The 26,174-nt window shown below is 71.9% G+C and carries 25 protein-coding genes; 11 read left to right on the forward strand and 14 right to left on the reverse strand.

Going from position 1 to position 26,174, the window contains the following annotated elements; all coding sequences use genetic code 11:
• Positions 1-65: 65 nt before the first annotated feature.
• Entirely contained in the window at positions 66-287 is a 222-nt protein-coding gene (locus ACGFIE_RS22985) for a hypothetical protein (protein WP_393297639.1), read from the reverse strand.
• On the opposite strand from ACGFIE_RS22985, the gene ACGFIE_RS22990 reads away from it, so the two are divergent.
• Both ACGFIE_RS22990 and ACGFIE_RS22995 read left to right on the forward strand, forming a co-directional pair.
• Positions 249-869, forward strand: a complete 621-nt coding sequence (locus tag ACGFIE_RS22990; protein WP_393297641.1) for an IclR family transcriptional regulator — start codon at positions 249-251, stop codon at positions 867-869. The two genes, ACGFIE_RS22985 and ACGFIE_RS22990, sit on opposite strands and share 39 nt — an antisense overlap.
• Before the next feature lie 1,139 nt (positions 870-2,008).
• Positions 2,009-2,434 carry an endonuclease domain-containing protein gene (locus ACGFIE_RS22995; RefSeq protein WP_393297644.1) on the forward strand — a complete coding sequence of 142 codons (426 nt, stop codon included), beginning with the start codon at positions 2,009-2,011 and terminating at the stop codon, positions 2,432-2,434.
• Between the two features lie 196 nt (positions 2,435-2,630).
• On the opposite strand, the gene ACGFIE_RS23000 is transcribed toward ACGFIE_RS22995, so the two are convergent.
• The 3 genes from ACGFIE_RS23000 to ACGFIE_RS23010 all read right to left on the reverse strand — a co-directional run bounded on the left by ACGFIE_RS23000 (position 2,631) and on the right by ACGFIE_RS23010 (position 6,096).
• Positions 2,631-4,322 (reverse strand): S8 family serine peptidase, encoded by a 1,692-nt coding sequence (locus ACGFIE_RS23000; RefSeq protein WP_393297647.1) that lies wholly within the window; start codon positions 4,320-4,322, stop codon positions 2,631-2,633.
• A gap of 105 nt (positions 4,323-4,427) precedes the next feature.
• Positions 4,428-5,126, reverse strand: a complete 699-nt coding sequence (locus ACGFIE_RS23005; protein WP_393298106.1) for an HAD family hydrolase — start codon at positions 5,124-5,126, stop codon at positions 4,428-4,430.
• 13 nt (positions 5,127-5,139) lie between these two features.
• Positions 5,140-6,096, reverse strand: coding sequence for a DMT family transporter (locus ACGFIE_RS23010; protein ID WP_393297650.1), 957 nt, complete (start codon positions 6,094-6,096; stop codon positions 5,140-5,142).
• An 85-nt stretch (positions 6,097-6,181) separates the two neighbouring features.
• Between ACGFIE_RS23010 and ACGFIE_RS23015 the strand changes: the two genes are divergently transcribed.
• Positions 6,182-6,727 (forward strand): CGNR zinc finger domain-containing protein, encoded by a 546-nt coding sequence (locus ACGFIE_RS23015; protein WP_393297653.1) that lies wholly within the window; start codon positions 6,182-6,184, stop codon positions 6,725-6,727.
• On the opposite strand, the gene ACGFIE_RS23020 is transcribed toward ACGFIE_RS23015, so the two are convergent.
• The 3 genes from ACGFIE_RS23020 to ACGFIE_RS23030 all read right to left on the reverse strand — a co-directional run bounded on the left by ACGFIE_RS23020 (position 6,694) and on the right by ACGFIE_RS23030 (position 8,343).
• The gene (locus tag ACGFIE_RS23020) at positions 6,694-7,278 is read right to left on the reverse strand and encodes a GNAT family N-acetyltransferase (RefSeq protein ID WP_393297656.1); all 585 of its coding nucleotides are present in this window, start codon (positions 7,276-7,278) and stop codon (positions 6,694-6,696) included. The two genes, ACGFIE_RS23015 and ACGFIE_RS23020, sit on opposite strands and share 34 nt — an antisense overlap.
• Positions 7,279-7,357: 79 nt before the next feature.
• The gene (locus ACGFIE_RS23025; RefSeq protein WP_393297659.1) at positions 7,358-7,540 is read right to left on the reverse strand and encodes a DUF397 domain-containing protein; all 183 of its coding nucleotides are present in this window, start codon (positions 7,538-7,540) and stop codon (positions 7,358-7,360) included.
• On the reverse strand, positions 7,531-8,343 hold the full coding sequence (locus ACGFIE_RS23030; protein WP_393297662.1) for a Scr1 family TA system antitoxin-like transcriptional regulator: 813 nt from the start codon (positions 8,341-8,343) through the stop codon (positions 7,531-7,533). The genes ACGFIE_RS23025 and ACGFIE_RS23030 overlap by 10 nt, the downstream gene beginning before the upstream one ends.
• A gap of 524 nt (positions 8,344-8,867) precedes the next feature.
• Here ACGFIE_RS23030 and ACGFIE_RS23035 point away from each other — a divergent pair.
• On the forward strand, positions 8,868-9,155 hold the full coding sequence (locus ACGFIE_RS23035; RefSeq protein ID WP_393297665.1) for a hypothetical protein: 288 nt from the start codon (positions 8,868-8,870) through the stop codon (positions 9,153-9,155).
• A gap of 100 nt (positions 9,156-9,255) precedes the next feature.
• Here ACGFIE_RS23035 and ACGFIE_RS23040 read toward each other — a convergent pair whose 3' ends face one another.
• Positions 9,256-9,678, reverse strand: a complete 423-nt coding sequence (locus ACGFIE_RS23040) for a MarR family winged helix-turn-helix transcriptional regulator (protein ID WP_393297668.1) — start codon at positions 9,676-9,678, stop codon at positions 9,256-9,258.
• A gap of 177 nt (positions 9,679-9,855) precedes the next feature.
• Between ACGFIE_RS23040 and eno the strand changes: the two genes are divergently transcribed.
• Entirely contained in the window at positions 9,856-11,175 is a 1,320-nt protein-coding gene (gene eno, locus ACGFIE_RS23045; protein ID WP_393297671.1) for a phosphopyruvate hydratase, read from the forward strand.
• Between the two features lie 18 nt (positions 11,176-11,193).
• Here eno and ACGFIE_RS23050 read toward each other — a convergent pair whose 3' ends face one another.
• From ACGFIE_RS23050 to ACGFIE_RS23070, 5 genes are all read right to left on the reverse strand, one after another.
• Positions 11,194-12,603, reverse strand: a complete 1,410-nt coding sequence (locus ACGFIE_RS23050; RefSeq protein WP_393297674.1) for a class II fumarate hydratase — start codon at positions 12,601-12,603, stop codon at positions 11,194-11,196.
• A 35-nt stretch (positions 12,604-12,638) separates the two neighbouring features.
• The gene (locus tag ACGFIE_RS23055) at positions 12,639-15,620 is read right to left on the reverse strand and encodes a BTAD domain-containing putative transcriptional regulator (RefSeq protein WP_393297677.1); all 2,982 of its coding nucleotides are present in this window, start codon (positions 15,618-15,620) and stop codon (positions 12,639-12,641) included.
• 258 nt (positions 15,621-15,878) lie between these two features.
• Positions 15,879-17,546 carry a fumarate hydratase gene (locus tag ACGFIE_RS23060; RefSeq protein ID WP_393297680.1) on the reverse strand — a complete coding sequence of 556 codons (1,668 nt, stop codon included), beginning with the start codon at positions 17,544-17,546 and terminating at the stop codon, positions 15,879-15,881.
• 105 nt (positions 17,547-17,651) lie between these two features.
• The gene (locus ACGFIE_RS23065; protein WP_393297683.1) at positions 17,652-19,133 is read right to left on the reverse strand and encodes a PQQ-binding-like beta-propeller repeat protein; all 1,482 of its coding nucleotides are present in this window, start codon (positions 19,131-19,133) and stop codon (positions 17,652-17,654) included.
• A gap of 49 nt (positions 19,134-19,182) precedes the next feature.
• Entirely contained in the window at positions 19,183-19,689 is a 507-nt protein-coding gene (locus ACGFIE_RS23070; protein WP_363686496.1) for an Lrp/AsnC family transcriptional regulator, read from the reverse strand.
• A gap of 130 nt (positions 19,690-19,819) precedes the next feature.
• Here ACGFIE_RS23070 and hppD point away from each other — a divergent pair, with 130 nt between their 5' ends.
• The 6 genes from hppD (at position 19,820) to ACGFIE_RS23100 (ending at position 25,710) form a co-directional block, all read left to right on the forward strand.
• A complete protein-coding gene (gene hppD / locus ACGFIE_RS23075; protein ID WP_393297688.1) occupies positions 19,820-21,025 on the forward strand; it encodes a 4-hydroxyphenylpyruvate dioxygenase in 1,206 nt (401 codons plus the stop codon).
• Positions 21,026-21,036: 11 nt separating this feature from the next.
• Positions 21,037-21,783 carry an RDD family protein gene (locus tag ACGFIE_RS23080; RefSeq protein WP_393297691.1) on the forward strand — a complete coding sequence of 249 codons (747 nt, stop codon included), beginning with the start codon at positions 21,037-21,039 and terminating at the stop codon, positions 21,781-21,783.
• Positions 21,784-21,829: 46 nt separating this feature from the next.
• A complete protein-coding gene (locus ACGFIE_RS23085) occupies positions 21,830-22,879 on the forward strand; it encodes an RDD family protein (RefSeq protein ID WP_393297694.1) in 1,050 nt (349 codons plus the stop codon).
• Positions 22,876-23,979: a histidinol-phosphate transaminase gene (gene hisC, locus ACGFIE_RS23090; RefSeq protein WP_393297697.1), complete on the forward strand. Its 1,104-nt coding sequence runs from the start codon at positions 22,876-22,878 to the stop codon at positions 23,977-23,979. Before ACGFIE_RS23085 ends, hisC begins: the two co-directional genes overlap by 4 nt.
• Positions 23,980-24,113: 134 nt before the next feature.
• The gene (locus tag ACGFIE_RS23095; RefSeq protein WP_393297700.1) at positions 24,114-24,668 is read left to right on the forward strand and encodes a hypothetical protein; all 555 of its coding nucleotides are present in this window, start codon (positions 24,114-24,116) and stop codon (positions 24,666-24,668) included.
• A 28-nt stretch (positions 24,669-24,696) separates the two neighbouring features.
• A complete protein-coding gene (locus ACGFIE_RS23100) occupies positions 24,697-25,710 on the forward strand; it encodes a hypothetical protein (protein WP_393297703.1) in 1,014 nt (337 codons plus the stop codon).
• Between the two features lie 54 nt (positions 25,711-25,764).
• On the opposite strand, the gene ACGFIE_RS23105 is transcribed toward ACGFIE_RS23100, so the two are convergent.
• On the reverse strand, positions 25,765-26,142 hold the full coding sequence (locus tag ACGFIE_RS23105) for an LPXTG cell wall anchor domain-containing protein (protein ID WP_393297706.1): 378 nt from the start codon (positions 26,140-26,142) through the stop codon (positions 25,765-25,767).
• Positions 26,143-26,174 lie beyond the last annotated feature (32 nt).

Raw genomic sequence — 26,174 nt, forward strand, 5'->3', positions numbered from 1 at the left:
CGCTGCCAGGCGTGGACGCGACCGCACATCCCGCCGAGCCACCCGCTGTCCCCGGCGGTGAAGGCCTACCTCCACGGCGCCGACCCGGGCGAGCCGATGACCTCGCCGGGCGAGCCGATGTCGTCGGCGGCCGGGCCGATGTCGTCGCCGGCCGGGCCGATGCCGTCGCCGGCCGAGCCGATGCCGTCGCCGGCCGAGCCGATGCCGTCGCCGACCGAGCCGATGCCGTCGCCGGGCGGGCCGGGGAGATGGCGCAGACGCTGGACCGAGGGCTGCGGCTGCTGCACCTGGTCGCCGACGCGCCGGCCGGGTTGACAGTCACCGAGGTGGCGACGCGGCTCGGCATCGGGCGGGCGGCCGTCTACCGGCTGGTCGGCCCGCTGACCGGGCACGGCATGCTGCGCCGTGACGGCGACGGCCGGCTCCGCCTCGGCGTCGGGGTACTGCACCTGGCCCGACGCGCCCAGCCGCTGCTCGCCGAGGGGGCGATGCCCGCACTACGCCGGCTCGCCGAGCAGGCCGGCGCCACCGCACACCTGACGGTGGTGGAGGGCGGCGAGGGTGTCGCCCTGGCCGTGGTCGAACCGAGCTGGACGTCGTTCCACGTCGCGTACCGGACCGGAGCCCGGCATCCCCTGGACCGAGGAGCGGCGGGACGGGCCATCCTGGCCGGCCGGGGCGGCGTCGCCGAGCCGGTGAGCAGCAGCGGGGAACTGCAGTCCGGGGCGTACGGGGTGGCCGCGCCGGTGCTCGGCGTACCAGGCCTGGAGGCCAGCGTCGGCGTGGTCGCGCTCGCCCCGCTGGACGTCGACCTGGTCGGCCCCCAGGTACTCGCGGCCGCCACAGCGGTCACCGCCGCCCTCCGCTGACCGGCCGCCCGGCCGCTTGATCGCCCGGCCGCTTGACCGCCCGGCCGCTTGATCGCCCGGCCGCTTGATCGACTCGGGTTCATGGAAAGCGCGGCATCCCAGCACCAACGACAGCCCGATTTCCAGGAACGCGAGTCGATCACCGCTGGGTGCCATACCACGATCGGCCAGTGGGCTCACGGTTGTCCACAGGGGTCAACGGAGGGTTGGGCCGGGTTGTCCACAGGGGTTTCGGCGGGCGGTTCGGGGTCCGCACGCTGTTCGACATGCCACCTCGTCCGTACCGACCCGATGCCCTCACCTGGCAGGTCTTCCGTGGCTCCGACGCTGTCCGGGCCGGCCTTCTCAGCGAACACCAGTTGCGCAACTCCGCCTGGGTGCGGTTGCGCCACGACGTCTACGCCGATGCGCGATTGGACCGTGACCACGCACTGGCCTGTCGCGCCACCCTCCTGCGACTCCCGCCCGGCGTGGTGATCGGCGGCCCGTCGGCCGCGTACCTGCACGGCATCGAACACGCCGCCTCCTTCACCGACGACGTGCACGTCCTCGTTCCCCGGCGACTGCGGGTCGGCGCACAGCGCGGCCTCCGCGTCCACGTCAACGCTTTCACTCCCCTCACGCACCCTGAGCCGAGGCTGGCGGCGAAGATTCCCTCGGGCCCGAGCCGTCCGACGAAAAGGACCCACCCGCCAGGCACCACTCACCCACCGAGCACGGTCCGCCCACCAGGCACGGCACGCCCGCCGGGCTTGCCGCATCCGGGCGACACGACACGTCTTCCGGACACTGCCGGCCCAGCGGGCACGACACGTCCACCGAACGAGGCAGGCCCGGACACGACACGTCCACCGAACACGACAGGCCCGACGGGCACGACAGGCACGGCGCGGCCGGCGGTACCGGGGCAGCCACCGAATGTCGGCGCCGCTCCACAATCGGCAGGGCCGCCGCCCCGAGAGGATGCTGCGGCGCCCGGACCGAGCCATGGACTGATGACGGCCCCCGCCCCGAGGCCCGTCGCCGGTCCGGGTGGTTCGATTCCCCGCTCTGACCCCGGTCGAGCAGCCTGGGAGACGGCCGTCTGGCTCGATCCGATCCGTGCGGTCGCGATCATCGACTCACTGCTCGGACGAGGATTGACCGACCGGGACGAGCTGGCCGTCATCGCCGCCCGCAACGCGAACATGCCCGGTGGCCGACGCGCCCAGTGGCTCTTCGATCTGGCTGACGCCGGGGCCCAGTCTCCACCTGAATCGCAGTTGCGAGTGCGACTGGTCCTCGGCGGGCTGCCGCGTCCCAGCGTTCAACATCCGGTACGCCTGCCGAACGGCGTCGTCCTACACCCGGATCTGGCGTGGCCGGAGTTCCGGGTGGCGGTCGAGTACGACGGGCAGTGGCACGCGGACGCCGATCAACTGCACCGCGACCGACGGCGGCTGAATCTGCTCGTCGGTGCGGGTTGGCTGGTGCTGCATGTGACCAGCCGTCGTCTGCACGCCGAGTTCCCGGCGGTGCTCGGCGAGGTACGCGCCGCGCTTGTCGCCCGCGGCTGGCGCCGGTGATCTCCCAGAGGCGTCCCAGGAGGCTTGGTCATCTCGCCTTCCTGAAAACCGCCCGGTCCGTCGGGCACCGACACCCCGACTTCAAGGAACCCGAGTCGATCAAGCCGCGCCCACCACGAGCCGCGCCCACCACGGGCGCGGCCCGACACGAGCGAGGCCCGATCGACAGTTGTCGACCGGGCCTCGAGGTGGTGTCTTACGGGCGGGCGTTCGGCTTGAGCGGGGTCTTCACCGCCGCGTAGGCGTCGACGACCCCGTACCCGTAGAAGCCGTTGAAGTTGACCCCACCGGCGCAGTACGCGTCGTAGGTCTCGTCACGGCCCTCATTGCGGTACTGCTGGAGGCGCGGTTCCGGGCAGGCGTGCTCGGCCGCGGTGCGGTAGAGGTGCTGCTCGACCAGGTCCGGGGCCATGCCGAAGCCACCCCGGCCCTGCGGCTTGCCGTACCGGCTGACGATAAGCGCGGCGACGCCGGCGGCGTGCGGGGACGCCATCGAGGTGCCCTGGAGGTAGGTGTAGTAGCCGCACTCACCGTTGGCCTTGCACTGCTTGAAGACGGACTCTTCGAAGCCGGCGACGATGTTGCCGTCGGCGTCGACCGAGCCCTCCTCCTGGAGCACGTGCTTCGGGTACGACGAGAGGATCATGTTGGCGTCGGTACGGTACGAGTCGGTGCCGAAGCCGTCCCGGAACCAACCGCCCGGCGCGGCGACCGAGATCTGCTCGGTGCCGTAGTTGGAGAAGTCCGACTTCTTGCCGGACGGGCCGAGCGACGAGACGCCGATGACGTGCGGACCCTCGGTGGGCAGGTCCCAGCAGCTGTTGTTGTCGATCGGCCGGGGGTACGGGTCGGCGCCGTAGTCCGGGCTGGTGGTGTCGGCACGGGGTGCGCCGAGGTCCTCGTTGTTGTTGCCGAGCGCGCCGACAAGGGTGACGCCCTTGTTGTGGGCGAAGACCAGCGCCCGCTTCATGGCCTTGATGATGGCCCGCTGCTCGGCCTGGGCCTCGGGCGAGTCGGCCGGGTTGGCGGTGCAGTTGTAGAGCCACGGGTCGACGTAGAACGACATGTTGACCACGTCGATCCCGGACCGGCCGGCGTAGACGAGGGCGTTGACCACCGGGTCGAGGAAGAAGTAGCCGGAGTCCTGGCCACCCTTGAGCTCGACAAGCGAGACGTTCGGGGCGACACCGGAGAGGCCGAAGCCGTTGGCTGCGGCGCCGATGGTGCCGGCCACGTGGGTGCCGTGCCCGCCGTCGTCGGTGCCGACCGGGTCGAGGCAGCTCGCCACCTCGCAGGCGCCGTCCACGTCGATCCGGTCGGGCGCGAAGTTGCGCGACAACGACCAGTTGAAGTTCGGTGCGATGTCCGGGTTGCTGGCGTCGACGCCGGTGTCCAGGACGCCGACGGTCACCCGACGGTCACCAGGCTCGATCTTGCGGGCCTTGTCGGCCCGGATCATCTCCAGACCCCAGAGCTTCTCATCGAGCGGGTCCAGCTTGGCACCCTTCTTCGCGGCCGCGCCGGCAGCACCGGCAGCACCGGCAGCCGTCAGGTGCTCCTGCTCGACCCGGTCCAGCTTGGGCTTGCGGCCGATCACCTTCTGCTCGGCCGCGCCGATCAGGGTGGGGGCTGCGGTCGCCCTAGCCGCGAAGTCGGCCCGGTCGCTGGTGACCTGGAACATGCCTACCTCGTCGGACCGGGACACCACAGTGCCACCGGCTGCCCGGATGGCGGCGACGGCCGTGTCGGCGGCAACGCCGTCCTCGGCGACGACAGTGAAGGTGCGGGAGGTGCTCGGCGCGGCGCTGGCCGGTACACCCAGGCCCGCTGCCGTCAGTGCCAGTGCTGCCGCGGTCGCGACGGCGCCGGCGGTGAAGCGCTTGCTCACCACATCGAATCCTCTCGTTGAGGGACGTGGCAGCCATCACACAACACTCGCCAGCTTTACGCCAGGTGAACGTCCGTTATGGCGGTGAATCTCTCGTTCATCCGCTCAGTTCAGTGCGGGTGATCCGGCCGACAGGTCCGCGAGGACCACCGGCAGATCCGCCAGGGTGGACACTTCCGCGTCGGGGGTGGGCCCGGCCGGGCGGGGCAGCCCGTACCGGTTCAGCCACACCGATCGCAGGCCGGCCCGCCGGGGCGCCACCACGTCGTGCTCCCACGAGTCACCGACGTACACGATCTGGCCGGCCGGGGCCCCGGCGGCCTCGACCACCGCCGCGTAGAACTCCGGGTCGGGCTTCTTGGGCAGGCCGTTCTCGTGCGCGTACAACTCGAAGGCGAACTCGCCGGCGAGCCCGCAGCGTTCGGCGCGGCTGTTGCCGTTGGTGGCGAAGCCCAGCGCGTACCGGGTGCGCAGCGCGGCAAGCGTCGGCGGGACGTCCGGGAAGGGCCGGGTGAGGGCGAAGCGGCGGGCGAAGAAGAGCGCGGCGATCTCGTCCAGGTGGCCGGCGAGCCCGGCGCGGGCCAGCGATCGGGCCAGCGCGGCGCGGCGGATCTCCAACACCGGGGCCGCGCTCAGCCTGCCGAACACCGCGTCCCAGTCGGATTCCAGCTCGGCGAGCGTCACGCCGGCCGCGGCGGGCGTACGGCGGCGCATCTCGTCGAGGACGGCCACCAGCCCGCCGGTCACCGCCGGCCGCAGGTCCAGCAGGGTCTCGTCGGCGTCGAACACCACTGTGGTCAGCATGGCGTCCACTCTCTCACCGGCTGCTGGCCGTCAACGTGGGCTCCTGGGTGGCGGCCGCGGGTGTGCCGCGCAGCTCGTCGAGGCGCACCAGGGCGACCCCGGCGACGATCAGCACGCCGCCGAAGAGCTGCCAGGCGGTGGGCAGTTCGTCGAGGAACAGCCAGGCGATCAGCACCGCGAACAGCACCTCGGTCAGCCCGACGAACGACGACAGCCGGGGGCCGAGGATCCGGGAGCCGGCGATGCCGGTCAGGTACGCGATCACGGCGGCGACCAGGGTGAGCCCGAGGATGGGCAGTAGCCAGGTGGTGCGGTGCCCGGCGAAGCTGACCTGGCCGAACGTGGCACGCAGGGGCAGCAGACCGGTCAGCCCGATGAGAAGCAGCACCGCGGCGCCGACGGCCATGCCGCCGCTGGCCATGGCGACCGAGGGCAGCCGGGGGTCGACCCGACCGGCGAGCACGAAGTAGCCGGCCAGGCCGAACGCGGCGCCGAGCCCCCACAGCAGGCCGACGGGGTGGAAGCCTGCGGTGCCGGTGATGTCCAGGACGAACGCCAGCCCGCACAGGGCGGCTGCCGAACCTGCCACGGTGAGCCGCCGGGGACGCTGGCCGTGCCGCAGCCACATCCAGGCCACGACGAGGATGATGCCCAGGTACTCCAGTAGGAGCGCGATGCCGACCGGCAGGTAGCGCACGGCGTTGAAGAAGCACACCTGCGCCAGTGCCACCCCGAGCAGCCCGAACAACACGACCGCCGCGCTGTTGCTGCGTAGCACGTGCCACCTGCCGCGCAGCGACAGCAGGGCGGGGATCGCCAGCACCAGGGCGGCCACGCCGACCCGGGCGATCACTGCGGCCTCGGCCGACCAGCCGGCCTCGATGAGCGACCGCGCGAAGGTGCCCGAGGTGGCGAACGTGACAGCGGAGAGCAGTGCCAGCGCGGCGCCGACGGCGGGTCGTGACTGCATCTCGGACTCCTCGGGACGACACGGTGTCATGGGCAAACTATCCTTGTGCTCATGACGCTAGGCGGCCACCGTGACAGGAGTCAAGTTGCTATTCGCTCATGACACCGAATGTTCGTTGATCGCCGCCACCGCGCTTGTCAACACCGCGGGCCGCGACGGCGAGCTGCTGCCCGACGTCGCCGCGCTTGACGCTTTCTTCGACAGGCACGCCTACAGCGGGCGGCACGAGCACACCGACGCCGAGCTGCGCGCCGTGCGGGAGCTGCGGCCCCGGCTGCGCCGAATCTGGCACGCCGAACCGGCCGAGATCGTCGCCGTCGTCAACGCCCTGCTGTTGGAGCACCGGGCGATACCGCAGCTCATCGAGCACGACGACGAGCCGTACCACCTGCACGCCGTGCCCCGCGACGCGCCGCTGGCCACCCGCATGGCGGTGGAGGCGGCGATGGCCATCGCCGACCTGGTCCGGACGGGCGAGTTGAGCCGGCTGCGGATCTGCGAGTACCCGGACTGCGACAACGTGGTCGTCGACCTGTCCCGAAACCGGTCGCGGCGGTTCTGCGAGGCCGGCTGCGGCAACCGCGCGGCGGTGACCGCCTACCGTGCCCGCAGGGCCGCCGGCCGTTCCTGAGCGACGTCGGCCCGCAGCTCGTACTCCACCTCGCCGTGCTCGGTCCCCGGGATCGGGTCGTCGAACTGAAGGTGGAAGGTGCGGACGTGCCGCAGTCCGGCCTTCGCCAGCACCCGACGGGACCGCTCGTTGACCGCCATCGTCTCGGCCCACACCCGACGCACGCCCACCACGTCGAAGGCGTACCGGACCAGCGCCCGCGACCCCTCGGTGGCCAGGCCACGCCCCCACGCCGAGCGCCGCAGCCGGTAGCCCAGCTCGGCCTCGGTGCCGTCCTCCGACGGGTCGAGCGCGAACCAACCCAGGAAGTCACCGCCCGCCCGGTCGAGCGCCGCCCAGCGACCGAGCCTGGGATGCCGCTCGTACTGCGCCAGCAGCCTCGGCACCTGCTCGTCCCGCACGGTGGCGCGCGGGGTGGCGACGCCGCCGGTGAGGAAACGCATCACCTCCGGGTCGCCGTCCAACTCGACCAACGCGTCCACATCGGCCACCGTCAACCGCCGCAACCGCAACCGCTCGGTCCCGGGAGGAACCAGGTCATCGCCACCCATGACGGGATCATCCCGCCATCCACTGACCCCGTCGAGCCGTTTACCACCCCCGACCGCCGTCGCGGGCCAGGCGGTCGCGTCAGCGCGGGGGCGCGACCACGAAGAGCCGCCAGGAGTACGCGTCGACCACCAGCACGGGCCCGTCCGAGTCCTTGCTGTCTCGCACCCCGACCACGTCCCCAAGATTCGTAGCCACCTCGACACACATGTTGTCCTGGTTGCTGCGGCTGCTCTTGCGCCAGCGAGCGCCGCTCAACTCCACGACTCGGCCACCTCGTTCATCAGCTCGATGGATGCCTGTGGGGGCAGGGCTTCGCCCAAGGTAGCCTCCCAGACCCGCTGCAACCGCAACAGATCCTTCGGCTGGTCCAGCTCCTGGCCGCGAACCTGGCACTCAAGATAGGCCACCTCCGTGCCGTCGGGCAGGATGGCGAGCGCGAACTGCCCGCCGAGCCCCGGGTACTCGTCGGCGGATCGCGGCACCACGTGCAGCCGGACCCGGGGGTGCCCCGTGGCGATGCTCGCCAGGTGCAGCGTCTGGTCGCGCATCACCTTCCGACCGCCCACTCGCCGCCGCAGCACCGCCTCGTCCAGCACCGCCACGATCTGCGGCAGACGCTCGCTGTGCAGCAGCTCCTGACGCTCCATCCGGGCGGTTAGTCGCCTGTCGACCTCGTCGGGAGCGAGCAGGCCGCCCGCCTCGAAGACCGCCCGCGCGTAAGCCTCCGTCTGGAAGAGCCCCGGTACGTAGCAATGCTCGTACCACCGGACCATGCGCGCCTGCTCAAGGATCGCCTGCCAACCGCGTAGCCAGGGCTGCGCCCGGTCCAGGCTGACCAGTTCGGTGGACATGCGGCCGAAGAGGCCGCCGGTGTCCAGGGCGCGGTCGACGAGTTCCAGGTACTTCGCAGTGGGCGCCTGTTGACCCAACTCGACGGCGCTGACCATCGACGGCGAGTAGTTCACCGCCTTGGCCAGCTCGTCCTGACTCCAGCCCCGGCGAGCGCGTGCCCGGCGCAGTTCCGCGACCAGGAACGCCGCCGCCGTCATCTGTCCATCGGCCATGCCCTGCCGTCCTCCACCACGCCGGCGATCAACTCCAGCCGGCCGCCACCGACGTCACCGCCCGCGAACAGGGTGGCAACGACGACGGAGCCAAACCCTTCCGACCGTAGTCGCCTGATCACCAGACTGTGAAGCGCGGCGCCGCTCCCCGTCCCCCGGGCCCGGCGGAGTCGCACGGGACCGCCCGCTCCCCCGTGCCGGGCGGTCCCACCCACCCACCGACATCACACCGCCCGGGCCGCACCGTCCAACCCGACCACACCGCCCAGCCACAGCGATCGCACCCCGATCCGGCGCGATCTCGGGGCGGTGACGCGCCATTCGAGCGCGTGCTCGGCAACTCTTCGAAATCTTGGACAGTTTCCGTTAGCGGCTGACGGAAACTGTCCAAGATCTCGAAGGCTGAGGCGGATTGCGGCCGGTTCTGGCGCGATCGGCCACGATCTCGGCGACGTGGCAGCCGACGCGAGGCGGTTCGCGGGGTGATGACGCCAGAGGACTCAGCTCGAAAGGAACCCCACACCATGTCCCGGACCGCCCCGGACGACCGCGCGACGACGCCTCGTCGACCGCACCTGCCGCTGCGTCCGCTCTGGCTCTGCCGGGTCTGCGCCGGGCCCTGGCCGTGCGCGGTCGCGCGGCTCACCCTTCGGCAGGAGTACGCCCACGACCGGATCGCATTGAGCATCTACCTGTGCACCGTCCTGCACGACGCGGCGGCGGACCTGTACCGGCTCAACCCGCACGACGGCCCGGACCCCGCAGCGCTCTACGTGCGCTTCCTCGGCTGGGCGGCACTGCCCGAACCCTGACGCTCGCCGCCAGGCAGCCGCATCGTCGCGGACAGCCCATCGCCGCGAGCAGCCCCATCGCCGCCGATGTCGCGGGCAACCCCGCCATCGAGGGGAGCGCTCAGCGCATGGCGAGCCGTTCCAGCAGGGCGGCGCTGCGGGCCAGCAACGCCCGCTCCTCGTCGGTGAGTTCGGCCTCGATGGCCTGGGCGAGCCAACCGGCCCGGCGGTTGCGCTCCGCTTCCAGCGCGGCCCGACCCGCGTCCGACAGCTCGACAAGCGACTTGCGGCCGTCGGTGGGGTGCGCCCGGCGCGTGACCAGGTCCTGTTCCAGGAGCAGGCCCACCGCCCGAGCCATCGACTGGGGGCGTACGCGCTGGTCGGCGGCGAGGTCACTGGTGGTCATGGCGCCGTCGCGGTCGAGTGCGCCGAGCACGGCGATCTGACCGAGCGGGATGCGGTCCTCGTGCTTGACCCGGCGGGTGAGCTTGCCCATCGCGGTCCGCAGTTCGGCGGCGATGGCGGCGGCTTCCGAGGTGGGCACACGGCACTTTACCCCGTTCGTCAGCGCTGCTGGTCACCTGACCTGCACAGCAATACTGTTCAGTGGGGCTGTTCAGCATGACTGAGCAGCATTGCTGTAGGGTTTGCCGCTGTCGGGCTCAGCGCCAGCGTTGTCGCAGCTGGGGCCACGGCACACGGCAACGGAAAAGGACCTCCCATGTCCGCACACACAGCCGCACACGCAGCCGAAACTGTCACCGCCGCGATCGAGACCGTCACCGCCCGCCGCATCCTCGACAGCCGGGGCAACCCCACTGTCGAGGTCGACGTCAGGTTGGCGGACGGCTCGCTGGGTCGGGCCGCCGTCCCCTCGGGCGCCTCCACCGGGGCCCGGGAGGCCGTCGAACTGCGCGACGGAGACCCCACGCGCTGGCACGGCAAGGGCGTCGACCGCGCGGTGGCAAACGTCAACGGGGAGATCGCAACGGCCGTGCGCGGCCGGGACGCGGCAGACCAGGCGGGTCTGGACGCCGCGCTGATCGCCCTCGACGGCACCGCCACGAAGTCCCGGCTCGGCGCCAACGCGATCCTCGGCGTCTCCCTCGCCGTCGCCAAGGCCGCCGCGGCGGCCCACGGCCAACCCCTCTACCGCTACCTCGGCGGTGCCGACGCCCACCTGCTGCCGCTGCCGATGATGAACATCGTCAACGGCGGCGCCCACGCCGACAACCCGCTCGACTTCCAGGAGTTCATGATCGTTCCGGTGGGCGCGGACACCTTCGCCGAAGCCGTCCGGATGGGCAGCGAGGTCTTCCACACCCTGCGCCGCGACCTGCTGGCCGCCGGGCACTCCACAGGTGTGGGCGACGAGGGTGGGTTCGCGCCCCAGCTGCGTACGGCCGAGGAGGCGCTGGACTTCGTGCTGGCCGCCATCGAGGGCGCCGGCTACCGCCCCGGCACGGACATCGGCCTGGTGATGGACCCGGCGTCATCGGAGTTCTTCCGCGACGGCGTGTACGACTACGCGGGCGAGGGAGTGCGCCGCACCCCCGCCGAGCACGCCGACTACCTGACCACGCTCATCGACGCCTACCCGATCGTCTCCATCGAGGACCCGATGGCGGAGAACGACCTGGACGGCTGGCGCGAGCTGACCGCCCGCGTCGGTGACCGCTGCCAGCTCACCGGTGACGACGTGTTCTGCACCAACGAGACGCTGCTGCGCGAGGGCATCCGCACCGGCGTCGGCAACTCGGTCCTGGTCAAGGTCAACCAGATCGGCACCCTGACCGAGGCGCTGGCCACGGTGGCCACGGCCCACCGGGCGGGCTGGACAGTGGTCATGTCGCACCGCTCCGGCGAGACGGAGGACACCACAATCGCGGATCTGGCAGTGGCCACCGGCTGCGGTCAACTCAAGACCGGCTCGCTGTCGCGCTCCGACCGGACGGCGAAGTACAACCAACTGATCCGGATCGAGGAGGAGCTGGGCGATTCGGCGCGATTCGCGGGCCGCTCCGCACTGCGCCGGGCGTGAGCAGCGCCCGGCACCCGGTCAGGGGTGGGTCATCCGGAGCAGGTCGAGCACCTCGTCGAGCTGGGCCTCGGTGAGCTTGCCCGAGTCGACGTGACCTCGGGAGATCACGACCTCCCGGATGGACGCCTGCTTGGCCAGCGCCTCCTTGGCGATCGAGGCGGCCTCGTCGTACCCGAGGTAGCGGTTCAGCGGGGTGACGATCGACGGCGAGCCCTCGGCGTACGCCAGGCAGACCTCGGCGTCCGCGACCAGGCCGGCCACCAGGCGATCGGCGAACAGCCGACTCGCCGCGGCCAGCAGCCGGATCGACTCCAGCAGGTTGCGACCCATCACCGGCAGCATGACGTTCAGCTCGAAGTCGCCCTGCGAGCCGGCGAACCCGACCGTCGCGTCGTTGCCGATCACCTGCGCGCAGACCTGCCGCATGGCCTCGGCCACCACCGGGTTGACCTTGCCCGGCATGATCGACGAGCCGGGCTGGAGGTCGGGGATGCGCAGCTCCCGCAGGCCGGCACGGGGGCCGGAGCCCATCCAGCGGATGTCGTTGGCGACCTTGTAGAGACCCACGGCGATGGTGCGTAGCTGCCCCGAGGTCTCCACCAGCGCGTCGCGGGCGCCCTGCGCCTCGAAGTGGTTGCGGGCCTCGGACAGCGGCAGCCCGGTCGACTCGCGGAGCCTGCCGATCACGGCGGCGGCGAAGCCGAGCGGCGTGTTGATCCCGGTGCCCACGGCCGTGCCGCCCAGCGGCAGCTCGGCCAGCCGGGGCAGCGCCCCCTCCAACCGCTCGATGCCGTAGCGGACCTGGGCGGCGTACCCACCGAACTCCTGCCCGAGGGTGACCGGGGTGGCGTCCATCAGGTGGGTACGCCCCGCCTTGACCACCGTCTCGAACTCGGCGGCCTTGCCCTCCAGCGCCTCGGCGAGGTGGGTCAGCGACGGCAGCAGATCCTCCGCGATGAACTGGGTGGCCGCCAGGTGGATCGAGGACGGGAAGACGTCGTTGCTGGACTGGGAGGCGTTGACGTGGTCGTTCGGGTGCACAGGCGAACCCAGTTCCCGGCTCGCCAGGGTCGCGATCACCTCGTTGGCGTTCATGTTGGACGACGTGCCGGAACCGGTCTGGAACACGTCGACCGGGAACTGGTCGTCGTAGCCGCCGTCGGCCACGTGCGCGGCGGCGGCGGCGATCGCCGCGGCCACATTGGCGTCGATCACGCCCAGCTCGCCGTTGACCTCTGCCGCCGCGCCCTTGATCTGCGCGAGCGCCTTGATCTGGGCCGGTTCGATACCTCGGCCGGAGATCGGGAAGTTCTGCACCGCGCGCTGGGTCTGCGCCCGCCACAGCGCCTCGGCGGGCACCTCCACCTCGCCCATCGAGTCGCGTTCGATCCGGTAACCGGTCGCCTCTGGAGTCGTCACGCGTACCATCCTGCCGCGCCAGTGGCCGACTCGCAGATGATCCGTCAGCCCAACTCGGCGAGCAGCCGTTCCACCTCGTGCCGGTCCGGGACGTCGAGCTGCCGGAGCAGAGACAACGCCCGGGTCAGGTGCAGCCGGGCGGAGGCGGGGTCGGTCTTTCGTACGCAGCGGGCGATGCCCTGAAGCGCCATCGCCTGCTCGTAGCGCGCACCCAGCCGGCCGGCGTCGACGAGCACCCGGCGATGCAGGTCGAGCGCGCTGGCGGCGTCTCCCTGCTCCAGCACGGCCAGGGCCAGCAGGTTACGGGAAGCGCACTGAGCGATCCGGTCGCCGGCCTCCGTCATCGCCACCAGGGCGTCCCGGTGCAGAGCCGCGGCACGTTCCGGCTTCCCGGCGTTGCGCTCCATCACACCGATCTCGTTGAGCACCTCACCCTCGCCGAATCGATGGCGTGCCTTGCGCCTCAGGTACAGCGCAAGCCGCAGAATTCGACGAGCCGGGCCCACATCGCCGAGCCGGTGACGAATCATGCCGAGGTGCCCGAACGCGTGCGCGGTCTGCGCCATGTCCCCGGCCTGCCGGGCAAGTACGAGGTGCTGCCGGGCGATGGGCAGCGCCTCGGTGTACCGGCCCCACCCGATCAGCCCACAACACAGGTTGTTCAGCAGGTTTGTCAGTTCGTCGCCGTCACCCTGACCGTTGATCATGTCGAGAGCCTCGTCGAACTTCGCCTTGCCCTGGCGGTAGTCGCCGTTCGCGGAGTACGAGAGACCCAGATTCCACAGCGTGCTGAGCACGTCGCCACGCAGCCCGTGCCGGCGGCGCAGGTCGAGCGCCACCTCCATCGCCCTGATCGCCTCCGGGAAGCGGGCCAGCCGGAAGTACGCCGAGGCGAGGTAGTTGAGCATGGCGGCCACCGCCGCCTCGTCGCCCAGCCGTTCGGCCGCTCGGAGGCCGATCGTGTGGGTCTCGACCAGCTCGTCGAGGTGCCCGCCGTCGAAGTTGAGCCGCCAACAGGCCCGGGCCAGCTGCCAGCACTGAGTCGGGAAGCCCTCCTCCTCGGCGACCCGGACCAGAGCGGTGAGCCCGGGGAGGTTCTCCTCGAACCACGCCCGCCCCTCAGCGACCGGGACGGCCAGCAGGTCGGGCCGGCCGGGTGTATGCGCGGGGAGGTTGCGGCGGCTGCCCGCCGCCTCGGTCGTCCGGGCGATCGCCAACGTGGCGGAGAGGTGGTAATCGAGCAGCCGCTCCAGCGCGGCCTGACGCTCAGCCTGACGCTCCGGGGCGGCGAGCAGCAGCCGAGCGTACTCGCGCAGCAGATCGTGCAACCGGTACCGGCCGGGCTGCGCCTCCTCCACCAGATGTGCGTCGACCAGCTCGTCCAGCACGTCCTGGGTGTCGGCCAGGGGCAGTTCCGCGAAGGCGGCGGCCACCCGACTGTCCAGCCGTCCGCCGGGGTGCAGACCCAGGAGCGGAAACAGCCGCTGCGCCTGCGGCGAGACCTGCGCGTACGACAGCGCGAACGCCTGCCCCACCGAGCGCTGACCGGCGGTCAGCTCGGCCAACGCGCCCGCCCCGGCGAGCAGCCGCTCGGCGAGGTCGGCGACCCGCCAGCGGGGCCGGTGCGCCAGACGGGCGCCGGCCAGCCGGATCGCGAGCGGCAGGTGACCACAGCGCCGCGCCACCTCGGCTGCCGCCTCCGGTTCGGCGGCGATCCGCTCCGCGCCGGCCACCCGGCCGAGCAGCTCGATCGCCTCGTCGGCGTCCAGCACGGGCAGCGACGAAGGGCGGCCCTCGTCGAGCCCGACCAGTCGGCGACGACTGGTGATCAACACCAGACAGTGCGAACCGTTGGGTAGCAGCGGTGTCACCTGATCGGCGGTGGCCGCGTTGTCCAGCACCAGCAGGGCACGCCGGCCGGCCAGCTCGGTGCGCCAGAGCGCCAGCCGGTCGTCCGTGTCCTCCGGTATCCGCTCGGCCGGCACGCCCAGCTGGCGCAGCAGGGTCGCCACGGCCGTGGTCGGCACCAGGGGCCGACGCTCACTGTGGCCGTGCAGGTCGATGAAGAGCTGGGCGTCCGGGTAACGGTCGGCGAGAGCGGTGGCGACGTGCACCGCGAGCGTCGTCTTGCCGCTGCCGGCCATGCCGTCGATGACCTGGATCCGGGTGCCGTCCTCCTCGATCTCCTTGACCAGTCGGGCCACCGTGTCGTGCCGACCGGTGAAGTCGCCGATCGCCCGGGGCAGTGAGCGGACCGGCGCGATCGGCCGCGGCTCCCGGCCGGCCAGGGCCAGGTCGCCGGCGAGTACGCGCTGGTGCAGCGCCTGCAACTCGGCACCTGGTTCGATGCCCAGCTCGTCGGCGTGCAACCGCCGGCCCTCGCGGTAGACCGCGAGCGCGTCGGCCTGTCGACCGACCGAGGACAACGCCAGCATCAGTTGGCCGCGCAGACGCTCCCGCAACGGATGCTGGTCGACGCTCTCGGTCAGCTCCTCGATCAGCTCCGCGGCCCGGCCGAGGCGCAGCTCGACGTCGACGCACTCCTCCAGAGCGCTGAGGCGCTGCTCGTCGAGCGTCTGGGCCCGTCGGCGGACGCTGCGGCTCGGGACACCACCGAGCGCGGGTCCCCGCCACAGTGCCAGGGCAGCGCGGAATCGCTCACCCGCCTCGGCCAGTCGCCCGGCCGTGAAGGCGGCGCGGGCCGTCTCCACCGTACGGGCGAAGACCTCGGCGTCCAGGTCGGTCGGGGCGATGCGGACGCCGTACCCGGCCGGGTCGGTGACGATGATGTCCGGGGCGAGCCCCAGCTCGGCGAACCGGCGACGCAGCCGTGACACGCAGGTGTGCAACTGCGCCCGCGCGGTGGCGGGCGGCTGTTCCTCCCACACCGCGTCCACGAGCTCGTCGACCGGCACCAGCCGGCCGGAGCGCAGCAGCAGCATGGCGAGCACGATCCGATCGCGACCGGCGGTGACGGTGGACTCGCCACCGCCGACGCGCAGAGGCCCCAGGATCCCGAACCGCATCTGCTCCCCCGTGTCAATGCCCCAACGTCCAGCAGCGTAGCCCGGCGGTCACGGATCGCGGCATTGCGGTGATAGTGATCTGAGAGCGGATCGAGGGTGGTCCACCGGAGACTCAGTCCGGGTTGTCGGTGACGGCATCCGACGGGGGCGGTGCGCCCGGCCCACCCCAGCGGGGCGGGCGCACCGATGTCGGTGAGCACGGGCGACGAAAGGGTGCCGGGCGAGTCCGCCCGGCACCCTTTTTCCGTCGCTGTGGAGTCAGCGCCGACCGACGGTGAGCACCGGCTTGGTGACCTCGGCGAAGAAGTCGTTGCCCTTGTCGTCGACGACGATGAAGGCGGGGAAATCCTCCACCTCGATCTTCCAGACCGCTTCCATGCCCAGCTCCGGATATTCGAGCACCTCGACGTGCTTGATGCAGTCCTGGGCGAGGCGGGCCGCGGGGCCGCCGATCGAACCGAGGTAGAAGCCGCCATGCTGCTGGCAGGAGCGGGTCACCTGACCCGACCGGTTGCCCTTGGCCAGCATCACCTGCGAACCACCGGCGGCCTGGAACTTCTCCACGTACGCGTCCATCCGGCCGGCAGTGGTCGGGCCGAACGAGCCGGACGCGTACCCCTCGGGGGTCTTCGCCGGGCCGGCGTAGTAGACGGCGTGGTCACGCAGGTACTGCGGCATCGGCTCGCCCGCGTCCAACCGCTCGGCGATCTTGGCGTGGGCGATGTCGCGGGCCACCACCAGCGGGCCGGACAGCGACAGGCGGGTCTTCACCGGGTACTTGGACAGCTCGGCGCGGATCTCGTCCATCGGCCGGTTCAGATCGACCCGGACGACCATCTCGGCGTCGAGCGCGTCGTCGGTGACGTCGGGCAGGAACCGCGCCGGGTCGGTCTCCAGTCGCTCCAGCCAGACGCCCGACGGGGTGATCTTGGCGACGGCCTGCCGGTCGGCCGAGCAGGAGACGGCGATCGCCACCGGGCACGAGGCGCCGTGCCGAGGCAGCCGGACCACCCGCACATCGTGGCAGAAGTACCTGCCGCCGAACTGCGCCCCGATGCCGAAGTTGCGGGTCAGCTCCAGCACCTCCGCCTCCAGCTCCAGGTCCCGGAAGCCGTGCGCGCTCATCGACCCGGAGGTGGGCAGCGCGTCGAGGTACTTGGCGCTCGCGTACTTCGCGGTCTTCAGCGCGTACTCGGCGGAGGTGCCGCCGATGACGATGGCCAGGTGGTACGGCGGGCACGCGGCCGTGCCGATCAGCCGCAGCTTCTCCTCCAGGAACTGCATCATCCGCGTCGGGTTGAGCAGTGCCTTCGTCTCCTGGTAGAGGTACGACTTGTTGGCCGAGCCGCCCCCCTTGGCCATGAACAGGAACTTGTACGCGTCCGGGTGCCCGTCCGGGTCCTCGGCGTACAGCTCCACCTGGGCCGGCAGGTTGCTGCCGGTGTTCCGCTCGTCCCACATGGTCAGCGGGGCGAGCTGGGAGTAGCGCAGGTTGAGCTTGGTGTACGCCTGGTAGACGCCCCGGGAGATGGCCTCGGCGTCGGCGCCGTCGGTCAGCACGTGCCGGCCGCGCTTGCCCATCACGATCGCGGTGCCGGTGTCCTGGCACATCGGCAGCACCCCGCCGGCCGCGATGTTGGCGTTGCGCAGCAGGTCCAGCGCGACGAACCGGTCGTTCGGCGACGCGGCCGGATCGTCGATGATCGCCCGGAGCTGGGCCAGGTGCGCCGGGCGCAGGAAGTGCGCGATGTCGTGCATCGCCTCGGCGGTCAGCGCGGTGAGCGCGGCCGGCTCCACGGTGAGGAAACGACGGCCCCCCGGGCCGTGTACGACGTCCACGCCCTCGTCGGTGACCAGGCGATAGTCCGTCTGGTCGGGACCGGTCGGCAGCAGGGGGGCGTACGAGAATGGGGCGGCACTGCTCATGAGCGGCAAGCCTAGGGCAGACCGGTCGATCATTCCCACCCGCCGGGCTGGGTCTGGGACGCCGCTCTCATCCGCCCGCCCCGCAGCGCTCCGGTGGCCGCCTGCTCAGCCGTCCTTGCCGCCGTCGGGATCGGGGCAGAGTTCCCTCTTCGGCCCGCAGCCGTCGTCGCCGTCGTTGCCGTCGTTGCCCGATCCGGGGCCGGTGCCGCCGGGGCCGGGGTTGCCACCGTCGCCGGGCGGCGGGACGGGGGTGCCGCCGGTGGCGCCGAAGCGGACGTACCCGATCTCCCGGCCCTCGCCGATGATCATGCCTTGCGACCCGACCGCGAGGGCGTTCGCGGGGGTCCGCAGGACGGCCAACTCCCGGCCGGTACGCGGTTCCACGGCGACCAACCGCGACGGCTTCTCGTCGGCGAGCACCGCCGCGTACGGGGTGAGCGCGGCACCGGCCTTGGCACTGGCCGGACGGGTCCACCGCACCCGGTCCGCGCCGAGTTCGCGCGACACCACCGAACGCTTGTCCGCGGAGCGGAACACCGCGTAGCGGTCGTCGACCGCGACGAGCTTGGTGCTGGCCTCGCCGACCCAGAGCAGCCGCCCGTCGTACCCGTCGATGACCGCCTCGCGGCCGTCCGGGCCGACGCCGATCAGCACGTTGCGCGCTCCCTGCGGGTCCTCGCGCTGGACGCAGCCGGCGGTGTCGGCGGTACGCAGGTTGACCCCGGCCCGCTGCCACGCCTCCTGCCCGGTCGCCGGGTCCCGGGCCGAGATGGCGAAGTAGCAGGTGCCGTCCTGGGAGCGGGCGGCGATCCGCAGCATCCGACCGCCCACCACGGAGAGCCGCTCGTCCCGGCCCGGCTCGACATTCTGCAGCACCCGGCCGGTGGCGGTGTCGACGACGTGCACCCGGCCGTCGACCGGGAAGCCGAGCAGCGGCGGCACGGGCTCGGGCCCGGCCACCCCGTCGTCGATGCGGGTGGAGGTGAGCCGGCGGGTGCCACGCAGGCCCGGGTTGTCGGCGAGCAGGCCGCTGTGCACACCGGGCAGAAAGGCCGTCCACAGTGGGGCGGTGCCGCGCGGGTCCCACGCACTCAGGGTGCAGTCGGTGGCGTCCGAGCAGCGGGCGTCCAGCAGCAGATTGCGGTATGTCCACACGGCCACTGCGTCGTCGTCGCGCCGACGGGTCGCCCCGGTGGTCGGGTCGAGTAGCTCGTACCCCTTGACCAGGAGTTTGCCCACGGCGACGACCGCGTCGCGGTCGCCGCCCGCGACCGCCGACCAGTCCGCCTTGCGTTCCCAGAGCTGGGTGCCGGTGGCCAGGCTGCGGGCCTCCACGCGGGTGCGCTGCTCGACCACGACGGCGTCGCCGGCGATGGTCACGCTGCGCGGGGTGCCGCCGACCCGCTGCTGCCAGACCACGTCCGGCTCGGAGATGGGTTCGCTGCGGTCCACCCACTCCCACAGGCCGGGGAACGGATTCCACACGCCGGTGGCGGCGAGAGCGACGACCACGGCGAGGCCGAGCAGCAGCCCACCGCGCACGCTCCCCTTCGCCACCCGCACACCGTAGCCACGTTCACGGATCATCCGTACGCCCCGCGCCGCCGTGTCGCCGCGCTTTCTGGGCCCAGAGGTGTTACGTGGGTGTTCGTCCCTCTGCCCGGACGGCGCTGCGGACGAGCGGGAGCGTGCGGTAGGGAATCTGCTCCGCCAGCGCGATGATCGTCGACGCGCGGGTGATGCCGGCCGACGAGACGATCTGGTCGATGACCCGTTGCAGGTCGGTGTTGGAGCGGGCCACGATCCGGCAGAGCAGGTCGCTGGAGCCGGTGATGGTGTGCGCCTCCAGCACCTCGGGGATCGCCGCGAGGTGGGCGGTGACCGGGTCGTGGCCGTGCCGCTGACTGATCTCCAGGGTGACGAAGCTGGTCACCCCGAACCCGATCGCGGCCGGCGAGATCTCCGGGCCGAAGCCACCGACGACACCCCTGTCGACGAGCTTGTCCAGCCGGGCCTGCACGGTGCCCCGGGCCACCCCGAGCCGCCGGGAGCACTCCAGCACCCCGATCCGCGGCTCCTCGGCGAGCAGTTCGATCAAGCGCACGTCGAGCGCGTCGAGCTGTACAGCCTGCTCACCATTCATGGGTTCACACCATACCGAATGCACAACCTGACCAGCATTTACGCCGACAGTTGCCCACTCGATGCCCGCCCCGGGATCCTTCGGTCAGGAACCGGCCCACGAGGCCGGCCGGTACGCGAGGGAGACCACCATGACCCAGGCGATCGACCGACCCCAGTCGACCGAGGACGTCGACGTCGACCGGCTCGTCGGCGCTGTCGACCACGACATCAGCCACGACCCGTTCCCCGTCCGTGGGCTCGACCACGTGCACTTCCTGGTCGGCAACGCCAAGCAGGCCGCGCACTACTACTCCACCGCCTTCGGCATGACCTGCGTGGCGTACCGGGGCCCGGAGCAGGGCTACCGGGACCACGCCCAGTACGTGCTTACCAGCGGCTCGGCCCGGTTCGTGCTGACCGGCGCGGTCCGCCCGGACGCCGACGGCGCCGAGCACGTGGCGAAGCACAGCGACGGGATCAGCGACATCGCGCTCGAGGTGCCGGACGTCGACGCCGCGTACGCCCACGCCGTCGCCCAGGGCGCCGCAGGCGTCGTCGAGCCCCACGAGGTGAGCGACGAGAACGGCACCGTCCGGATGGCCGCCATCGCCGCGTACGGCGACACCCGGCACACCCTTGTCGACAGGTCCCGCTACCGCGGCCCGTTCCTGCCCGGCTTCGTGGCCCGCGGCCCGATCGTGGACCGGCAGCCGATGATCGACGCCGGCATCCAGCCGAAGCGCTTCTTCCAGGCCGTCGACCACGTGGTCGGCAACGTGGAGCTGGGCCGGATGGACGAGTGGGTCGAGTTCTACAAGCGGGTGATGGGCTTCTCCAACATGGCGGAGTTCGTCGGCGACGACATCGCCACCGACTACTCGGCGCTGATGAGCAAGGTCGTCGCGAACGGCACCCGGAAGGTGAAGTTCCCGCTCAACGAGCCGGCCATCGCCCGCAAGAAGTCGCAGATCGACGAGTACCTGGAGTTCTACCAGGGCCCGGGCGCCCAGCACATCGCCGTCGCCACCAACGACATCGTGGCAAGCGTCGACGCGATGCGCGCCGCCGGCGTGGAGTTCCTGGACACCCCGGACTCGTACTACGACGACCCGGAGCTGCGCTCCCGGATCGGCAACGTGCGGGTGCCGATCGAGCAGCTCAAGGCCCGCAAGATCCTGGTCGACCGGGACGAGGACGGCTACCTGCTGCAGATCTTCACCAAGCCGGTCCAGGACCGCCCGACCGTCTTCTTCGAGCTGATCGAGCGGCACGGCTCGCTGGGCTTCGGCAAGGGCAACTTCAAGGCCCTCTTCCAGGCCATCGAGCGGGAGCAGGAAGCCCGCGGCAACCTGTAACACTGTCGAGCGTGACGCAGCCTCCGCCGTACCCGACGCCGCCGGTCGGTGGGCCTCCGCCCGCCGCCGGCGGCCTCGCGCCGCCGCCCGGCCCACACCCCCAGGGGTACGCCGTGCCGCCGCACCACGCCCCACCCGGGTACGCCGTGCCGCCGCAGTACGCCCCACCCGGGTACGCCGGGCCACCGTGGTATCCGGGGCCGCCCCGGCCGATGGTCCCGCCGCCGACGCTGAGCCCGGGTGGGCAGCCACTCGCCAGCTTCACCGACCGGCTGCTGGCCTGGCTCATCGACACGGCACTCGCCACCGCCGTCTCGCTGGTGCTGTTCATGCCGGTCTTCCTGATCCTGTGGTGGCGGATGTTCAGCGAGATGACCCGGACCAACCCGGACGGAACCTTCGTGGAACCCGACCCGGCCACCTTCTTCACCACCTTCTTCCTGCCGATGCTGCTGGCCGAGGCCGCGCTGCTGCTTGTGCTGCTCGGGCTCTACTGGCTCTACCACGTGGAGTACCTCAAGCGTGACGGTCAGACGCTCGGCAAGAAGATCATGAAGGTCCGCGTGGTGCCCCTCGACCCGACCCGCACGCTCGACCGGCGGATGGCCGGCCGGCGGTGGCTGGTGCAGTTCCTGGCGTCCTCGCTCCTTCCGGGTCTGAGTTACGCCGACGGGCTGTGGCAGCTGTGGGACAAGCCCTGGCAGCAGTGCCTCCACGACAAGGCCGCCGAAACGATTGTCGTTAAGGTGGCTTCGTGAGCGAGCGCAGCGAGCGAACCAGCAGGCAGCGAAGCGGAGCGTCGGCGTGAGTGTGCAACCCGGCTGGTATGTCGACCCCGCCGACACCGAGACCCGACGGTACTGGGACGGCGAGGGTTGGCTCGGCGCGCCCATTCCCGTCGACGCCATCCCGCCGGACGGGCCGCCGCCGCCCGAGCCGCCGCCCACACCGGTCACCCCGCCCGCGCCCGCCACCGCTCACCCGGTGAGCACCCCGCCTGGTTGGCCGCCGCAGTCCGGTCCGGCCCCGCAGCCGGGGAACCCGCAGGACAACCCTTACCCGGGGTACGGCCCGCAGGCCGGCCCGCCCGGCTGGGCGTCACCGGGCACGCCGCAGGGCACGCCGCCCGGCTGGGCGTCACCGGGCACGCCGCAGGGCACGCCGCAGGGCACGCCGCCCGGCTGGCCACCGCAGGGGGTGCCACCCGGCTGGGCCCCGCCCGGCGGTCCTCCCGGCTGGCTCAGCCGGCCGCCCGAGCCTCGGCCGCACGGGCTCAGGTTGGCCGGTTACGGCCGCCGGCTCGTGGCCCGGCTCATCGACTTCGGCCTCGTGTTCGCGCTGAACGTGCTTGTCAACGGCTGGTTCGTCTGGCGGTGGCTGGACGAGCTGATGCCGTACTGGCGAGAGGCGTTCCGGCGCGGCATGGAGGGCAACACCTCCAGCGAGGGGATGCCGCCGATCAGCGAGCAGACCGGGCTCCTCCAGGTGGTGATCGTGGTGATCGCCACGGCGCTGTGGCTGGCGTACGAGGTGCCCGCCATGGCCGCCAGCGGGCAGACCATCGGCAAGCGGCTGATGCGGATCCGCGCGGTCCCGCTCTCCGCCGACCAGCCGTTGGGCTTCGGCCGGGCGCTGAACCGCTGGACGACGTTGGGCCTGCCCACCCTGCTCTGGTACTGCGCCGGGCTCGGCCTGCTGCTGCAACTCGTCGACTCCCTGTCTCCGCTCTTCGATCACCCGCTGCGCCGGGCATTCCACGACAAACGCGCGCAGACGGTGGTCGTCGAGGTCCCCGCCACTACCGCTCCCCCCGCCCCGGACGACCACCCCCAGCCCTCGGGAGACACCCCATGACCGACTCCGGACGTCACCAGCCGGCGCTGCGACTGACCCGCGCCGACCTGGACGCGCTGCCCAACTACGTGCCGGGGCGCAGCCCCGCCGACCTGGCGCGCGAACTGGGCCTGCCGGAGGCCATCAAGCTGGCCAGCAACGAGGTGCCGTACGGGCCGCTGCCGGGTGTTGTCGAGGCGGTCACCGAGGCGGTCACCACGTCGCACCGCTACCCGGACATGGGCGTGGTCGCGCTGCGCGACGCGTTGGCGCAGCGCTACGGCGTGGACGCGGACCGGATCGCCACCGGCTGCGGGTCGGTGGCGCTCGCCGAGCACCTCGTCCGGGCCACCTGCCTGCCCGGTGACGAGGTGCTCTACGCGTGGCGGTCGTTCGAGGCGTACCCCATCATCGCGGCGACAAGCGGCGCGACGAGCGTGCGGGTGCCCAACGACGCCGGGCACGGGCACGACCTGGCGGCCATGGCGGCGGCGGTGACCGACCGGACACGGATGATCCTGGTCTGCAACCCGAACAACCCCACCGGCACTGCCGTACGCCGGGCCGAGCTGGACCGGTTCCTCGACGCGGTGCCGGACGACGTGCTGGTGGTCATCGACGAGGCGTACCGGGAGTTCGTCACCGACGCCGAGGTGCCCGACGGTCTCGACTACCTGAACCGGCCGAACGTTGCGGTGCTGCGCACCCTGTCCAAGGCGTGGGGCCTCGCCGGGCTGCGGATCGGCTGGCTGGTCGCCCAGCCGGTGGTGGCGGCGGCCATCCGCAAGGTGGTGACGCCGTTCTCCACGAGTACGGCGGCCCAGGCCGGCGCGCTCGCCGCGCTGACCCAGGCCGGCGAGATGGAGCGCCGTTGCGCGCTTGTCGTCGCCGAGCGGGATCGGGTCACCGAGGCGCTGCGCAAGTTCGTGCCCGACGTGCCGACCAGCCAGGCCAACTTCGTCTGGCTGCCGCTGGGCGACCGGGCCGTGGCGTTCGGCAAGGCGTGCGAGACGCGCGGGGTGATCGTCAGGCCGTTCGCCGGGGACGGCGTGCGGGTCACCATCGGCACCCCGGCCGAGAACGACGCTTTCCTCGCGGCTGCGGAGGCGGCGCTCACCTGAGCGTCCCGCACGTCACCCATCGTGGCCATAAGGGCCGTTTGTCTAGTTATGCGTGTTATTTGCCCTATCTTCCGAAGTAGCTGGTGCGGCGCGGACCCGCGCCGGCTCACTTCGAGAAAACGGGGTAACGAACAGTGCGTACTGCCAAGATCTGTCTCGCCGGAGCGGCTGCCGCCGCGATGGTGGGCTTCCTCGCCGCGCCGGCCGCCGCAGCGCCCTTCGACGACACGACCGTCACCTTCGAGGTGCTCGAAGGCACCCTCGACATCGTCGCGCCGGCGACCGCCGACCTGGGCACCGGCGCACCCGGTGGCACCATCACCGGCCAGCTCGGCACGGTCACGGTCACCGACTCCCGGGGCGCCGCCGACGCCTCGTGGGTCGCGTCGGTGACGGCGACGGTCTTCCAGACCGGCGGCGGCACTCCCGCCGAAACCGTCCTGCCCGGGGAGATCGACTACTGGTCGGGCCCGGCCACCGCGACAACCGGCACCGGCACCTTCACGCCGGGCCAGGCCAACGCGGCCGCCGCGGCGCCACTGGACAGTGTCACCCCGCTCACCGCCTTCACCCACACGGGCGGCACCGGTGGCAACACCGCCGCCTGGAACCCCACCCTGATCGTCAACGTCCCGCTGGACAGCATCGCGGGCATCTACACCGGCACGGTGACACATTCGGTCGCGTAGCCGCCGGGGGCGGTCGACCATCGCGGTCGTGCTCGCCCTGTTCTGCCTCGCCGGTCCGGGTCTCTCGACCCGGGCCGGCGCGGCCGAGCCGGGCGACGACGACCGTCTCGGCATCCGACTGCTGGAGGCGCCGAACAATCGTCGCGACGACCCCCGGGCGTTGCGGTACATCGTCGACCACCTGCCGCCCGGCACGACGATCAAGCGACAAGTGTTGATCACCAACCACACCGACGAAGCCCGCCGCATCGACGTGTACCCGGCGGCGGCGACCCTGGAGGGTTCGGCCTTCAAGTTCGGCGAGGGTCACGCCGAGAACGAGCTGACCTCGTGGATCACCCTCGACCAGAAGGCCGTGGAGGTGGAGCCGTGGGGCGAGGCCCGGGTCCGGGCGACAGTCACGGTGCCGCCGGAGGCCTCCCGCGGCGAGCGGTACGGGGTCGTCTGGGCGTCCGCCACCTCCGCGCCCCGGGCCGGCGGCGAGGTCACGCAGATCCACCGGGTCGGCGTCCGGATGTATCTCGACATCGGCCCCGGCGGGGAACCGGCCTCCGACTTCGCCATCGGCGACATGCGGCCGGCCCGCAGCCCCGAGGGCGTGCCGTCGGTGGCCGTCCAGGTGACCAACACGGGCGGCCGTGCCATCGACCTCACCGGCACGGTCACCCTGAGCGACGGACCGGCCGGCAGCCGGGCCGGCCCGTTCCCGGTCGGGCAGGGCGTCACCCTGCCCCCGGGTGACGCCGGGCAGGTGGTGGCCCGGCTTCCCGTCGATTTGTCGAATGGCCCCTGGAAGGCCGAGGTGCACCTGGAGAGCGGGCTGGTGAAGCGGAGCGTGACCGCGCAGATCCGGTTCCCCGACCCGGGCCAGGCCGGCCGCAAGGGCACTGTCGTCTCCCGCATGCTGTCGCCCTGGACGCTGGGGGCGACGGTGGCGGCACTGCTGCTGATCACCGGTCTCGCGGTGCTCCTGCGGCGGTCCCGTCGCTCCCGTCGCACCCCTGCCGCCGCACCCCGCGAGCGGGTCCCGGCCGGACGCTGAGACTCGCCGCCGACCGGCCGCCGAAGCCCATCGGCGGCCGGTCGGCGGCGTGCGTCAGCTGGGTCGGCGGCGGCGGGCGGCCAGCCAACCGACAGCCAGCAGAGTCAGGCCCAGCGCGACGAGGAGCAGAACCGACCCACCCGAGCCGGTGACAGGCAACTCTCCGCCGTGGCTGGGCGTCGGGGTGAGCGGGTGCCGGGTCGGCGGGGGCGTTGGCGTAGCAGTGGGTGTGGGTGTGGGCGGGGTGACTGTCGGCGAGGCCGGCACCACCTCGAAGGTGACACTCGTGTCGTCCGACGGCGCGGCCCGTACGGCGGCGAACGCGCTCGCCGACGGCAGCTCCGACGCCAGCGTCGGAGACACCGTGATCACGAGGCCCGTGGTGGCCGCGAGCACGCCACCGACCCACCATCTGGCTGTCCTGTTGCCCATGCCGACCCCCTCCACCGGAAACCTGAACCGTG

It is taken from the genome of Micromonospora sp. NPDC049275 (assembly GCF_043197115.1).
Taxonomy (GTDB): domain Bacteria; phylum Actinomycetota; class Actinomycetes; order Mycobacteriales; family Micromonosporaceae; genus Micromonospora.